Annotated in this window: 10 protein-coding genes; 7 read left to right on the forward strand and 3 right to left on the reverse strand. The window is 41.4% G+C overall.

The window, feature by feature from the left end; all coding sequences use genetic code 11:
* Positions 1 to 347: 347 nt before the first annotated feature.
* Positions 348 to 1286 (reverse strand): AEC family transporter, encoded by a 939-nt coding sequence (locus CL176_RS02815; RefSeq protein ID WP_118989962.1) that lies wholly within the window; start codon positions 1284 to 1286, stop codon positions 348 to 350.
* A 13-nt stretch (positions 1287 to 1299) separates the two neighbouring features.
* Positions 1300 to 2148: an alpha/beta hydrolase family protein gene (locus CL176_RS02820; protein ID WP_118989963.1), complete on the reverse strand. Its 849-nt coding sequence runs from the start codon at positions 2146 to 2148 to the stop codon at positions 1300 to 1302.
* A 324-nt stretch (positions 2149 to 2472) separates the two neighbouring features.
* On the opposite strand from CL176_RS02820, the gene allD reads away from it, so the two are divergent.
* Genes allD through allE form a run of 5 tightly spaced genes read left to right on the forward strand, consistent with a single transcriptional unit; the run spans position 2473 to position 9153 of the window.
* Positions 2473 to 3549, forward strand: coding sequence for an ureidoglycolate dehydrogenase (gene allD, locus CL176_RS02825; RefSeq protein WP_118989964.1), 1077 nt, complete (start codon positions 2473 to 2475; stop codon positions 3547 to 3549).
* A gap of 10 nt (positions 3550 to 3559) precedes the next feature.
* Entirely contained in the window at positions 3560 to 6571 is a 3012-nt protein-coding gene (locus CL176_RS02830) for a bifunctional FdrA/YlbE family protein (RefSeq protein ID WP_118989965.1), read from the forward strand.
* Positions 6572 to 6587: 16 nt separating this feature from the next.
* Entirely contained in the window at positions 6588 to 7409 is an 822-nt protein-coding gene (locus tag CL176_RS02835; RefSeq protein WP_162890796.1) for an oxamate carbamoyltransferase subunit AllH family protein, read from the forward strand.
* The gene (gene arcC / locus CL176_RS02840) at positions 7406 to 8347 is read left to right on the forward strand and encodes a carbamate kinase (RefSeq protein ID WP_118989967.1); all 942 of its coding nucleotides are present in this window, start codon (positions 7406 to 7408) and stop codon (positions 8345 to 8347) included. Before CL176_RS02835 ends, arcC begins: the two co-directional genes overlap by 4 nt.
* 17 nt (positions 8348 to 8364) lie before the next feature.
* Entirely contained in the window at positions 8365 to 9153 is a 789-nt protein-coding gene (gene allE / locus CL176_RS02845) for a (S)-ureidoglycine aminohydrolase (RefSeq protein ID WP_118989968.1), read from the forward strand.
* Positions 9154 to 9409: 256 nt separating this feature from the next.
* Here the strand turns inward: allE and CL176_RS02850 are convergent, their stop codons facing one another.
* On the reverse strand, positions 9410 to 11038 hold the full coding sequence (locus CL176_RS02850) for a PucR family transcriptional regulator (RefSeq protein ID WP_118989969.1): 1629 nt from the start codon (positions 11036 to 11038) through the stop codon (positions 9410 to 9412).
* Between the two features lie 86 nt (positions 11039 to 11124).
* Here CL176_RS02850 and CL176_RS02855 point away from each other — a divergent pair, with 86 nt between their 5' ends.
* Positions 11125 to 12333, forward strand: a complete 1209-nt coding sequence (locus CL176_RS02855) for a pyridoxal-phosphate-dependent aminotransferase family protein (RefSeq protein WP_118989970.1) — start codon at positions 11125 to 11127, stop codon at positions 12331 to 12333.
* A 761-nt stretch (positions 12334 to 13094) separates the two neighbouring features.
* A complete protein-coding gene (gene allC / locus CL176_RS02860) occupies positions 13095 to 14321 on the forward strand; it encodes an allantoate deiminase (protein ID WP_118989971.1) in 1227 nt (408 codons plus the stop codon).
* The last annotated feature ends 2 nt before the right edge of the window (positions 14322 to 14323 follow it).

Consider the following 14323-nt stretch of genomic DNA (forward strand, 5'->3'; position numbering starts at 1 on the left):
TCACTAGATTCAGTCGGGGCTGGTTTCTACGGAACTTTGCGGAGATTATATTTCGTTGGATGCCTTCTCCACGGGATCGTGTCACATTAGGATGGCAATCATCTTAGATAAGCTATGTTTCAATCACATTATGGGGGATATGGCTTCTACTCTATATAAGAAAGGAAGCTTAAAACATACTTGTTTTTGTCCACCCGATTATTATCTACCCGCTTGACTTCCTATTTCAAGATACTGTAATTGATATAAGTATTCAGTTTTCTGAAGGTAATATATTTCAAAAGCATAGTATAAACAGAAAACCTTGCAACTCTTGCTTAATGAGGGCAGAGTTACAAGGTTTTTTGTTAAAAGAGGAGGGTGATGACAGGGATAGTTATGATGGATAGGAGTGAAGTCATAAAGACCATTTGACTAGCAAATTGTGGATTATTGTCATAGTTGGCACTGAACATAGCAACGTATGATGCAGTTGGCATGGCAAGCATAATGACTGGAATTATAAGTTCATAGTCAGTGAAGCCAAGCGCTTTGAGTGTGAATAAAATAATAACAGGCACAAACAATAACTTGATAAAAGACTGGAAATAAAGTGTACTGTTCTGGAATGCAGCTTTTATATCTGAGCGTGACAGAATTAAACCTACTACAATCATCGCAAGCGGTGATGTTGCAGGACTCAAGGTTGTTAGAACGCTGTAAACTGGTTCAGGGACAGCCCATTGGTTCACAAAGAAGAGGAGTCCAATTAAGATTGATAAAATCCCAGGGCTGAATACAATTTTCTTCCAGTTGAATGTAACGGTGCCAGTGCTTCGGCGTCCAATCATGTATATACCAAGGGTCCACGAGACAATTTCAAAGATAAAGCCTGCCCCAATAACAGCATAGAAGAGAGCTTCATCGCCAAGCAGACTTTGGACAATTGGATAACCCATGAAAGATGTGTTTGATAGTAAACAGGCGACACGGTAGACATCTTGCTGGGCATCATCGAGGTTTAAAAAGGTGAATTTAGATGTAATTAGTCCAAAGAGGAACATTAGTAGATAACATACACCTACAATTGCGATGATGCTTCCGGCTTTTTGTAATCTTTCGGGCTGGTACTCTAGTTGCATAGCTAGAAAGATGGTGGCCGGCATGGTGATATACAAGACGAGGTTGGTTATGTCTTGTTGGCCTTTAGGTGAAATTAGTTTAGCCTTTCCAGCGAAGAAACCGATGATGATTAAAAGAAATAATACGAGAACCCGTTGGAGTGTTAGGAAAAAATCGAGTTGCATAGTACAGTCCTTTCTAGTGTTCATTGAGCCATTCAATAAGTTGTTGATATATTGGTATGCCTAAAGTATTGATGTGAGTACGATCGAAGTCATGGTCAGTGCTGTCTACTGGGATGAAATGGGTATTTGGTGCCTGCTTTGCAATTTGACTGGATTGTCTGAAGGGAACATCAGGGTCCCGGCGACTGTGGGTTAAGAAGATACTTGGGAGACCTCGTAGCTGTTCAAACGAAAGCGAATACTTTGTAATCTCTTCGGGCTGGTCTGTAAGTAATTGCATCCATTTGCCAGTCTGTCTGCCGTAGAGATAAAGCAGATAACGATTTGAATTAGTTGAGTAAGCAACTGTTGTGTCATTAATGACATGGCGCACCTTTTCCCATTCAACCACTGGATGAAGGAGGGCTTCCCGATTAGGGAAGAGAAATAAAGCATCGTTTAGTTGGTAATAACCGTAAAAGCCTATAATCCCTTTGCAGTATTCAAGGTTTGAATGGCTAGCTAGATAATAACTAGCAAAGGCCCCCGCAGAACGACCAAATAAATAAAAATATGGATGGGGTTGGCCAATTTTCTGATAACCCTGGTTTTGATACCATTGGATAAGTTGATTTAAACAATTAAATATATGGTCTAGCTTTGACTCAGGGGCTAACGGATAGTCGAAGGTTAGAATCTGGTAGCCTGCTTGTGTTAGCATTTCTAAATAAATTTTCGGGAGGTCGTCTCGGTGGCCAAAGATAAACCCTCCACCATGTATATAGAGGAGAGTACCCTTTGGTTTGACAGACGGATTATAGAAATGAGTGGCAGATAATTCGACATCTTGAAAGCAAATCGTTGAGATAGGAACAGCTTGCATAAGTCCTCCTTTCTATCCTAGTGAAGGATGTACTAAATATATTGTAATAACGCCTGTAATCATTGTCGCTTAGTATAACATAAGAAAGGAGTGTGTGTTCTGTTCAAAGTGCACAATCCAGGTGCTTCCTTTTGTTGCAAATAGCATCGCAAGTAGCTTTGTAAGCGGTTATAATTATAATGAGACTGATGTGGAAGTAATAGACTATTCCAGATACACCTCAGGTAGAGGTTTCTCGGAGTTAGTATTGCTTTCATCAGAATAAGACGTCATACGTCTATCGATCAGATTAATGATGTTCAGCAACATAAGAGGAGGATTTTTATGTCGGAGGAAGTATTGGTAAACGTTACACCTGAGGAGTTACATGAGCTGATTCAGCACAAGCTGATGTCTGCAGGATTACCGGAAGATCAGGCAGAGGAAACAGCGAACCATCTAACGTATGCAGATTTAACGGGTATTCACTCACATGGTGCCGTTCGTGTTGAGTATTATTCAGAGCGAATCGCCAAAGGTGGGATTACTTTAGAGCCAGATGTGCACTTTGAACAAACTGGCTCAAGTACAGGGATTTTCCATGGTGATAATGCTCAAGGACAATATGTGGCCAATTTAGCAATCGAGCCGGCCGTTCGCTTAGCTAAAGAACAGGGTGCTTCTGTTGTTGGCGTTTCGAAATGCGGACATACAGGTACACTGTCTTATTATTTACGCAAAATTGCAAAAGAAGGACTATTAGCGATTGCAATGACACCGTCTGACCCTATGGTAGTACCCTATGGTGGGGCTGAGCGTTTCTACGGGACTAATCCGATTGGCTTTGGGGCACCAAGTAATGGGGATGACCCGTTAGTATTTGACATGGCAACAACTGTTCAAGCATGGGGCAAGGTTCTAGATGCGCGTTCGAAGGGACGCCCAATTCCTGATACTTGGGCAGTAGATGAAGATGGTAAGCCTACCACGGACCCGAATCATGTAGCTGGCTTGGTGCCAATCGCTGGGCCAAAGGGGTATGGATTGATGATGATGGTGGATATTTTCACGAATGTGCTATTAGGCTTACCGTTTGGGCAACATGTTTCTTCGATGTATGACGATTTGACAGCGGGTCGTGATTTGAGTCAAGTTTATATTGTGATTGATCCTGAAAAGTTCGTTGGTCTGGATGCATTCAAAGAAGGCATTAGCCGAACGATGCAGGAACTCAATGATGTGAAACCAGCAGAAGGGTTTGATTCTGTGCTCTATCCAGGTCAGAATTCGAATCGACGCTACAAAAAACACCTGGAAGAGGGTGTTGAAATTCCAGAGACGATTATCAACTATTTAAAATCATCTGATGTGCACTATGATAATTTTGATGGCTTAGATGCTTTTGCACAACCGAAAGAATAAGGAGAGAATTATGTTATTAACCAATATCCAAAAAGGAAACTATCAAGATTCAATCAACTTGATGTTACTTTCAACTGAGTTAAACAATATTGAAGGGGTTATCCAAGCGCAAGTCATGATGGCGACTGATGCTAATAAAGATATCTTTAAGGGAGCCGGCTTGGAAACGGAAGAGCTCTTAGCTGCCGGAGCTAACGATATGGCAATCGTTATCGAAACGAAAGACCCAGACATTATGGACAATGTCTTGAACGTTGTGGAGGATTATTTAAGTGATCTTTCGGTGAAGAAGGATACGGATTCACAAGTTGATGTTGATAACTGGGATGATGCGATGGCATCCTTGCCGGATGCCAATTTAGCAGTTATATCCATTCCAGGTGCCTATGCTGCTTCAGAAATTGAGCGGGCTTTAGATAAAGGCTTACACGTTTTTTCTTTCTCCGATAATGTGGCACTTAAAGACGAGGTTCGCTTAAAAGAGAAGGCTCACGAAAAAGGCTTGATGCTTATGGGCCCAGATTGTGGTACGGGTATTATTTCAGGTGTTCCGATTGCTTTCACTAACGTCGTCACACCGGGTAACATTGGTATAATTGGTGCTTCAGGAACTGGTATTCAAGAGGTTACGACAATCATAGATCGTTTAGGCGGGGGAGTGATGCATGCGATAGGAACAGGCGGGCGAGATTTATCTGAAGCGGTAAGTGCACGCACGATGTTAGACGCTATTGCTGCCTTAGAGAACCATCCAATGACAGATGTCATTACGATTATCTCAAAACCACCTGCCAAGGAGGTCCGTGACAAAGTTGTTAAACATTTACAGAGTTTAACTAAACCTGTTGTGGCTATTTTCTTAGGGGAAAAACCGAAAGAGCATATTGGCAATGTATATTTTGCGTATACGTTAGAAGAAGCTGCCAAAATTTCGGTCGACTTAGCTAATGGTGAGGACGTGCAAGCCAACTACTACGAACCGATTACGTATGATGTGGCTGAACCGCTTCAAGGCAAGACGGTTAAAGGTTTATATTCTGGGGGAACTTTAGCGAATGAAGCAGCAACATTAATTGCGGATGCATTAAAACTTGGCGAAATCCAAAATAAAGAAGGCTATATTCTCGATGAGGAAGGCTACCAAGTAATGGATTTAGGAGATGATATTTATACTCAAGGAAAACCACATCCGATGATTGATCCTAGTGTGCGTGTAGATAAGTTACAAGAAGTTGTTGAAGATGAATCAACGGGCGTTATCCTGTTCGATGTGGTCTTGGGATATGGGTCACATGCAGATATGGCCAATGCACTCATTCCATCTATTCAAGATGCTTTAGCAAAAGCAAAAGAAGATGGCCGTGACCTATACTTCGTAGCGACTGTAGTTGGCACGGAGAATGACCCGCAGGATTATGCAAAAGCTAAAGCAGATTTAGAAGAGGCCGGAGTTCTTGTCGAAGCAACGAACGCACGAGCTGTTCGCTTGGCTTTGAAATTAATGGGTGTGGATTATCAGATTGCAGATAAAGCACACGTATCTTATGATGGTGAAGTTCTGGAATTGGAACAAGTGAGTGGACCAATTCAAGACTTGATAACAACTCAACCACGGGTGATTAACGTAGGTGTATCTAGCTTTACTGAGTCGATTGAGAGATTCGGTGGTAAAGTGGTTCAATACAACTGGCGTCCAAGAGCGGGTGGTAACGCTAAATTAATTAAAGTTCTTGATGCTATCGATAAGCATGCGGAAGAAATCGACGCAGCGAACGCGAAGGTTGTGAATCGGATGCGTGATGCTCAACCGTTCTTGGTCGATGTGCGTTACGCTAAAGAAGTGATTCCTGAGTTGAATACGAATGAGAAAGTGATTCTGCACGCAGGTCCACCAATCAAGTACGAGAATATGACAGGACCAATGCAAGGCTCTTGTATTGGAGCAATGCTTTTTGAGGGTTGGGCTGATGACCATGAAGATGCGCGCAAACAATTAGAAACAGGCGAGGTGACTTTTATTCCTTGCCACCATGTAAATGCGGTAGGTCCGATGGGCGGAATTACTACAGCGAATTTCCCTGTTTTCGTTGTGCGTGAAGCCCAAGATGGCACGGAAGGCTATTGTATTATGAACGAGGGAATTGGGACAGTGTTGCGCTTTGGTGCTAACAACGAAGAGGTAGTTACACGTTTAGAGTGGATGCGCGACGTCTTAGGTCCAGTTTTAGGTCAAGCATTACGTACTATTGAAGGCGGCTTGAATACGAATATCATGATTGCTCGTGCAATTGGTATGGGAGATGAGTTCCACCAACGAAATATTGCAGCGTCTCTAGTCTTCTTGAAAGAAATTGCACCAGCTATTGTGAGTTTAAATATTTCAGAAGAACTTAAACAAGAAGTAATCCAATTCTTAGCAGATACTGATCAATTCTTTTTAAACATTGCGATGGCTACCGGAAAAACAATTGTCGATTACGCGCGTAAAGTACAAGAGGGTTGTATCGTTACAACGATGTCACGCAATGGTGAAAACTTCGGTATCCGTATAGCAGCCTTAGGGGATGAGTGGTTTACTGCACCAGTCAATACACCGGATGGCTTGTATTTCACAGGCTATAGTGCTGATGACGCCAATAAGGACATCGGGGACTCTGCCATTACAGAGACTATTGGTCTCGGTGGTTCCGCTATGATTGCAGCGCCAGGTGTTACACGCTTTATCGGAGCAGGAGGCTTTGAAGATGCGGTACGTATCTCTGAGGAGCAAGCCCGAATTGTCGTTGACCAAAATCCGAACTGGGCTGTTCCGACTTGGAACTTCCGTGGGACAAATCTAGGTATCGATATTCGCAAAGTTGTTGAAACAGGCATTGAACCGATTATCAATACGGGTATCGCGCATAAAGAAGCAGGTGTTGGCCAAGTTGGTGCAGGTACTGTAACGGCTCCAGTGGAAGCATTTGAGAAAGCTTTAGTAGCTTACGCAGAGCACTTGGGCATCGATGTTGATAGTCTATAATCCCCCTGTTGAGGCGATGGCCAGCCAGTTATTAGAATCGGTGTTAACAGAAGATGGCTTCGCAAAGGTGCAAAGTGTCTTTGAAACAGGTTTTAATTTGCATTTCAAAGATCAACTCATCTATGTTTCTGGTCACCAACCCGGGTATCTCTCAGCTATAGGTTTGCAACTGAAGGATGCGGATTTGATGGGTAAGCTTACTGAATCTGTTGTAGTTGACACCCTAATCCGAAAGCGGGGAAATACTTGGACGGTCTATACTCGTGAAGGCGGCTTGATCTTTGAACTAGCAGATATAAATTATGAGTGTTTTCGCTTGGAAAAGCGAACAGTAAGCCAAAGATCTTTGGCGAAATTGTCGGCAAGCATCCAGTCAAGCTTTGATATTACCCAGTCTGGCTTTGGTCAACTTCAGAGTCTTAAAGACATTTGGCAAGCTTGGCAGCAAGTCGACTCTGAAGCAGATTTCCAAGGCCTGGTCTACCGCTTGGTAGGCCACGGCCCTGGTTTGACGCCATCGGGTGATGACTTCTTGCAAGGAGTATTATTGATGGAAGCTTCTTTTGGCCTAAAGACTAGCTTTCGTCAGAGGATTCTAGCAGCAGTAACAGAGCGTGAAACCTCGCATGTTAGTCAAGCGTATTATAGCGCCTTGTTGGAAGGCTATGTTAATGAGCCTTGGTATCGCCTGTTGCAAAGTTTCGATAAAGTGAGCTCAACTGAGTTGCGTAATATAATTCAGTCATTATTACGTTATGGACATACGTCTGGTTCGGATATGGTACTAGGGAGTTTAGCTTATTTAGAATATTTGAGTTTTTTTGGAGGGAACGAATGACGAAAAGAATAGTTGTAGCTTTAGGCGGCAATGCTATCTTGACCGATGATCCGAGTGCAAGAGGGCAGCAAGAAGCTTTGCGCCAAACCGCTAAACATTTAATCGACTTAATTAAACAAGGACATCAATTAATTATTAGCCATGGGAATGGACCGCAAGTTGGTAATTTATTGTTACAACAAATAGCGGCCGATTCTGAGAAGAATCCAGCGATGCCTTTAGATACTTGTGTTGCAATGACACAAGGCAGTATTGGCTACTGGCTACAACAAGAAATGCAGAGGGTTATTAGAGAAGCAGACATTGATAAATCTGTAGTATCTTTGGTTACCCAAGTTTTAGTAGATGCTCAAGATCCTGCATTTGAGAACCTAACGAAACCAGTTGGGCCATTCTTGTCGGCAGAAGAAGCAAAAGTTGCTTCAGCTGAGACAGGGGATACTTACGTTGAGGATGCTGGTCGTGGCTATCGCAAAGTGGTAGCTTCGCCGAAGCCAGTGGATATTGTCGAAGCGAATGCAATTAAAACATTGGTTGACCAAGACGTCATCACTATTTCCGCTGGTGGCGGTGGAGTACCAGTTATCTCAACCGATAATGGCTATGAAGGTGTTGAAGCAGTTATTGATAAAGATTTTGCTTCTGCGAAGCTAGCAGAGCTTGTTGGAGCAGATTATTTACTCATTCTAACAGGAGTAGATAATGTCTATGTCAACTTTAACCAACCAAATCAAGAGAAGTTAGAAGATGTCACTGTAGAGCAGATGAAGGCATGGATTGCTGAAAATCAGTTTGCTCCTGGTAGTATGTTGCCGAAAGTGGAAGCGGCGATTGAGTTTGTAGAGAATACGCCGGATGCCCAGGCTGTTATTACGTCCTTGGAGAATGTGGAAGCATATTTCAATGGCGGATCAGCAACAGTTATTCGAAATGTTTAAAGGAAAGGGAATGAAGAATGGGTTATAAGAATAATAAGACGGGTTATCGCGATGGCTTGTTAGAATCACGTGCAGTTATCAAGAAGAATAATTATGCAATTATCCCACATGATGGCTTGGTCAATAATGCGGTTCCAGGCTTTGAAAACTGCCGAATTTCAATTTTAGGTAGCCAACATTTAGGGGCGAGTTTCAACGATTATATTTGCGAATTCTTGCCTGGTGGGCAAAATAAATTAGGTTTTGGTGGCGAGGGAATCGAAGTATTCATTTATTTAATTAAAGGAAAGCTAACTGTTTCGGATCGTCAAGAGAGTCATGAATTGACTGAAGGAGGTTATGTCTTCTTGCCTGAGGGCGAGTTAATGTTTATGGAGAATACTTCAGATGAAATGGCGGAAGCTTTCTTGTATCAGCGACGTTATGAACCGTTAGAAGGTCATGAAGCCTATAAAGTCGTCGGTAATAAGAACAACTTAGAACCTATCCATTATGAAGGCATGGAAGATGTCCTATTATGGGACTTCTTGCCAACTGATGACTTTGGCTTTGATATGAACATTCATGTTCTCCAGTTTCAACCAGGCGGAAGCCATGGATATATTGAGACGCATTATCAAGAACATGGGGCTTACTTATTATCAGGCCAAGGAATGTATAACTTAGATAATGAGTGGTTCCCAGTAGAGAAAGGGGACTATATCTTCATGGCACGATATACCCAACAAGCCTGCTATGCCGTCGGTCGAGATGAGCCTCTCGCTTATGTATACTCTAAAGATGCCAATCGTAATCCTCAGTTATAAAATATAGGATACGGCTGAGGAAACCTTCATACATTTGATAATCGGTATAGCAGATAATACAATAGACCTTTGGGCAACGAGTTCGTTGTCTAAGGTCTATTTATACATTGGAGAATCATTATTAAGGATTGTGTTGAAGCATGTTTAAAGCACACTAGAAGCAATTTGGCTTGAAATAGCTTGCTCTGAGCGAGGAGTAAACTCACTTATAACAAGGAAAGTGCGACGTTGCTTCCATTGCAGGAATTTCCAGGTACTAATTATGTTGATTTTCACTAAGGGTCAAGGCAAGGCGGAGTTCCAAAGATGTTTTTGGTTCGCGAATATCTTTGCCAAAGATGTCTTCGCATTTTTCAATCCGGTATTTGACTGTATTGCGATGGATATAGAGAGTTTTGGCTGTAGTGGTAGTTTCACACTGGGAGTCGAGGTAGACAGCGAGTGTCTTGCGTAGTTCTTTATGATTATCCGATTTAGGATAGGCGAGCTCTTTTAAGACGTTCTTGCAAAAGTAATGGATTTCCTCGTGATCGATTTTCTGAAAGAGTCGAGAAATCTCCGATTCATCATAGTAAACGAAATCGTTATTATTATTCTGTTCAAGGCGACGGTCAAAGGCGATTTCAGCTTCACTAATAGATAGGGGGATGTCTTCTGGTTTTTTGACGACTTGACCGATACTGAAGATAAGCTTAATATCGATACTTTCAGTAAGTTGCTGTTGGAGTTGCTTGAGGATTTTCTCCAAATTTGTTCTTTTTTCTTGCAGAATTAAGATTGGGCTGGTTTGATTTTCTTGGAAAATAACCAACGGACTATTGAAATATTGACTAACATACTGATTTAACCATCTAGTGATGAGAATATGTTTCTCTCGAAGTTTTAAAGGATTGTATGCTGGCTTAAGAGCCGCTATATCGTGAATAGCTATAGCGTGATAGTAATTAGAATGTTGTAGCTTTAAATGTACTTTAAGGTCCAGTAAGTTGCTCGATTGATTTGGCTTATCCGCTAAGTCATCCAGTAAATATTGTGAAAGGGTATGTTGATACAATTGATCGATATTTTCTTCCTTGAAGAGTATATAAGATAAGACTAATGCAGCTTGATCAATGGCGAATCGGGATGTAGGATACGTCATTGATTCTGGATTCATGACCAGTAGATAGTGCGGGAAATGATTCAACACGTGCAGTTGGCTAACCGACAGGTTGAAAGGACCATTCTGATCTAAGTCGAGTGTGATGTAGTCGTTTGGTATCTTTTCTTGTTGAAAGCGATATTTAACAGCTTCAGCAATCTTTGTTAATAAGTCAGTATGGTTGAGGAAAAATCCTGAATATGCCATAGGGTCTTTAAAAGGATCTAATAATATGATAGGGCATTGAATGGCTTTGGCTAGTTCATTTATCGTTTGTTCTATTGAAATGTTGTTAAGAACTAAGCTGGAAAGGTTACTCTGAATTTCCAGCGCAAATTCTAATTCTTTCTGTCGGCGATCCTGCATGTAATTAGTTAATTGATGCAATAGGGGGCCTAAAGGGTATTTATCCGGAATATTAATCAGCGGGAAGTTCATCTGATTAGCATAGGCAATGACATCTGGTTGAATTTCACCATTGAGGAAGCGCCCTGTTTTAATCGCTAGTCCGCTAGCGTTGGCAGCTATCAAAGAATCGATTAAAGGGATGAGACCTTGCTGGTTATCTTGATAAATCATACCTGTGGTTAAAATCAGACAATGCTCGCTAATGTATTGAGCTACATCGGGTGTTTCGGTCATATCGATAGATGCTACGGTTTTGTCAGTAACGGTGCAGTCCTTAGTTAATATGTCAAGATCTGGAATATGTGAAATGGATAAAAGTTCTTTGAGTTGAGTCACTAGCTTCACCTATCTTTCAATATTGATAATAAATTACTTATTAGACGTGAATATGATATTATAGAACAAGTAAAAGGAGGAATTTCATGTTTAAAGAAATTAATGTGCCAAACAGAACAATTATGACACCAGGTCCGGTTGAAGCGAATCCAGTGGTCCTTCGTGCAATGAGTACAGGAACATTAGGACAATTTGACCCAGCATTTACTTCGCTAATGCAAGAAATTAAAGAGATGCTTCGGATTGCGTTCAATGCGCCCAATAACGAGTGTCTAGCAGTCGATGGTACATCTCGTTCTGGCTTGGAAGCAGCGTTATTTGCTATGATCGAACCAGGTGATAAGGTATTAATTCCAGCTTACGGACGGTTTGCTTATTTGTTAGCAGAGATTGTAGAAAGAGCTGGCGGTGATATCGTCTTGATGGAGCGTGATTGGACCGGCACCTTTGAACAAGCAGAGATTATTGAGCGAATTAAAGCAGAACAGCCTAAGATTGTGGCGATGGTTCATGGGGAAACGGCTAATGGCCAATGTCAGCAACTTGAAGAAGTGGGAGCCTACTGTCAAGCCAATGGAATCTACCTTGTCGTGGATTGTGTCGCAACTTTTGGCGGTATGGATATTAAACAAGATGAATGGGGAATTGATATTGCAATTGCCGGGACGCAAAAATGCTTGAGTGTCCCTTCGGGAATGTCACTGGTATCCATAAGTCATCGTGCCAAAGCTTTCATCGAATCGCGTTTCCAAAAAGAGCTTGGCTTAGGAGCCGATCAACGAAATGAACGCTTTATCCAATCCAACTATCTTGACTTGAGCCAATTGATGGTATATTGGAGCCAGAACCCAATCAACCACCATACGGAAGCCACGAACATGATCTATGGTTTACACACAGGCTTACGCTTATTTGTGCAAGAAGAAGGAATGGAAAAGGTGTTCCAACGTCATCAATTAAATAACAATGCTTTAATTGCAGGGATTGAGGCGATGGGCTTAGGCATATATGGTGACCGAGAAACTGCAATGCCAACGGTTATTCCTGTTATGATTCCTGACGGTATTGAGCCAAATAAAGTGCGTGACATTCTCTTAGAGGAATTCTCTGTAGAAATTGCAGGTTCCTTTGGTGATTTGAATAAAGTTATTTGGCGGATTGGAAATATGGGATACTCAAGTCGTAAGCAGAATGTACTACATGTTTTGGGAGCTTTAGAAGCGACATTACTATACTTGGGAGCGGATATTCAGGCTGGCAAAGCCGTACAAGCAGCATTAAAAGTATACCGCTAAGCGAAATTATATATAAATACAGGCAGTGTTAGTGAATCCTTTGGGTTTACTAACACTTTTTATTGTGGGAATATATTAACTTTAATATATTCAATAGCTCGCCCTTAGTAATCTCGCGTTTGACACTTCTAAAGGCCAAAGGGTACCTAAAACCTCTTTAAACCAACATTTCGGAGGAGTTTATGCCAACGGAAAAAAGCGTACTATTCGTACTTTAATACAAAATATATTTAATTTTTTTGAAGCATGAAGTATAATATAAGTGTCAAAGCAATCTAATTCATAGAGCGGTTTTTATACAAAGAAAATGCGATAATAACAATGTTTTTGTCATATTTGTAGCTGATGGAAAAATAGTACGAAAAATATGCACGAGATATTTGACAATATAAGTGCTATACACCAACGTTTAGAGAGATTTTTTAGGCTGACAAGTGTCAAAGTCCTGTGAATCCTTTTGGTTTACTAACACTTTTTTTGCTGGAATATATTAACTTTAATATGTTCATGAGCTCGCCCTTAGTAATCAGTACAAATGCACGCAATTGCTTCTGAAGAATCCGTAGCTTGTATGAATTTATTATGTAGAAGACTTTGGCTTAGACACAGTATAGCAGTACGCTTATGAATACTATAACACTTATTCAAAATTGTGCAAGATGAACAAAAAATATACATATATTGAGCGTTAAGAACAATGGAATTGTAAGGGTTTTCTATTATTATATTTGTAGACAAATAAGGGAGAAGGAGGATTTATTTTGATTGATATAACACCTGGACAAATCGATGAAGCGATGGATTGGCTTTCGAGTATTTCGGACAAAGAGGGCAAAGGTACAACGCGATTACTTTATTCTAAATCCTGGGTTGAAGCTCAAAATTCCTTGAAGGATTTATTTGAAAAGTCAGGCATGCAAACGGAATTTGATGCAGTGGGCAACTTGTACGCCACGATTGAAGGTAGCGAAACTCCTGAAGTCATTATTGCATCTGGCTCTCATGTGGATACCGTAGTCAACGGGGGAAGATTAGATGGCCAGTTGGGCATTATGTCAGCTTACTTAGCTATTAAAGGTTTGATTGAGAAATACGGACAGCCCAAGAAATCCTTACGGATTATTTCACTGGCTGAAGAGGAAGGCTCCCGTTTCCCGTATACTTTCTGGGGATCGAAGAACCTTTTCAATATAGCTGATCCAAAAGATGTAAGCGATATCACCGATAGCGAAGGGATCTCCTTTGTTGACGCGATGCATGAAGCAGGGTTTGATTTCCAAGAGGAGCCATCAAAGTTCTCAAAGATGGATGCCTTTGTTGAACTCCACATTGAGCAAGGGAACTTCTTAGAAGAGGAAAACTTGAAAGTAGGAGTGGTAAATGCAATCGTTGGACAAAAGCGCTACTCGATAAAGTTAAAAGGTGAAGCTAATCACGCTGGTACAACCTTGATGAAGTATCGCAAGGATGTCGTTGAATGTATGTCAAGAATAATCGTCGAGGTAATTGATCGGGCCAAAGAAATTGGGGATCCATTGGTGGTGACTTTTGGACAAGTGGACGTCGTACCTAATGTGGTGAATGTAGTCCCAGGCGAAGTAGAATTCTCTATCGATATGCGCCATACCGATCAAGATGCTTTAAATGATTTTGCTAAAGAAGTAGAGGCACTGATTCAAGGCCATGCTGAAGTTAAAGGCATTGATTCAACAGTTGAATTATGGATGGATGAACCGCCTGTGCCGATGAATGACGAAATTATTCAGATTATTGAGCAAGTCTGCAAGGATCAAAATTTAAGTTATCAGGTAATGCATTCTGGTGCAGGGCATGATTCACAAATATTTGCTCCTCGTGTTCCAACAGGCATGATTTTCGTGCCATCAATCAAAGGGATTAGCCACAACCCAGAGGAGCATACCGAGGCAGTGGATATTGAACAAGGTATCCAAGCGTTAGCTGCGGCACTGAAGAAGTTAGCTTATTAAGA

The organism is Suicoccus acidiformans, from assembly GCF_003546865.1.
Lineage (GTDB): Bacteria > Bacillota > Bacilli > Lactobacillales > Aerococcaceae > Suicoccus > Suicoccus acidiformans.

What these genes read in the sequence shown, in the direction of transcription:
- CL176_RS02815 (WP_118989962.1), bottom strand. Translation starts at nt 1,286, where the DNA reads ATGCAACTCGATTTTTTCCTAACACTCCAACGGGTTCTCGTATTATTT.
- CL176_RS02820 (WP_118989963.1), bottom strand. Translation starts at nt 2,148, where the DNA reads ATGCAAGCTGTTCCTATCTCAACGATTTGCTTTCAAGATGTCGAATTA.
- allD (WP_118989964.1), top strand. Translation starts at nt 2,473, where the DNA reads ATGTCGGAGGAAGTATTGGTAAACGTTACACCTGAGGAGTTACATGAG.
- CL176_RS02830 (WP_118989965.1), top strand. Translation starts at nt 3,560, where the DNA reads ATGTTATTAACCAATATCCAAAAAGGAAACTATCAAGATTCAATCAAC.
- CL176_RS02835 (WP_162890796.1), top strand. Translation starts at nt 6,588, where the DNA reads ATGGCCAGCCAGTTATTAGAATCGGTGTTAACAGAAGATGGCTTCGCA.
- arcC (WP_118989967.1), top strand. Translation starts at nt 7,406, where the DNA reads ATGACGAAAAGAATAGTTGTAGCTTTAGGCGGCAATGCTATCTTGACC.
- allE (WP_118989968.1), top strand. Translation starts at nt 8,365, where the DNA reads ATGGGTTATAAGAATAATAAGACGGGTTATCGCGATGGCTTGTTAGAA.
- CL176_RS02855 (WP_118989970.1), top strand. Translation starts at nt 11,125, where the DNA reads ATGTTTAAAGAAATTAATGTGCCAAACAGAACAATTATGACACCAGGT.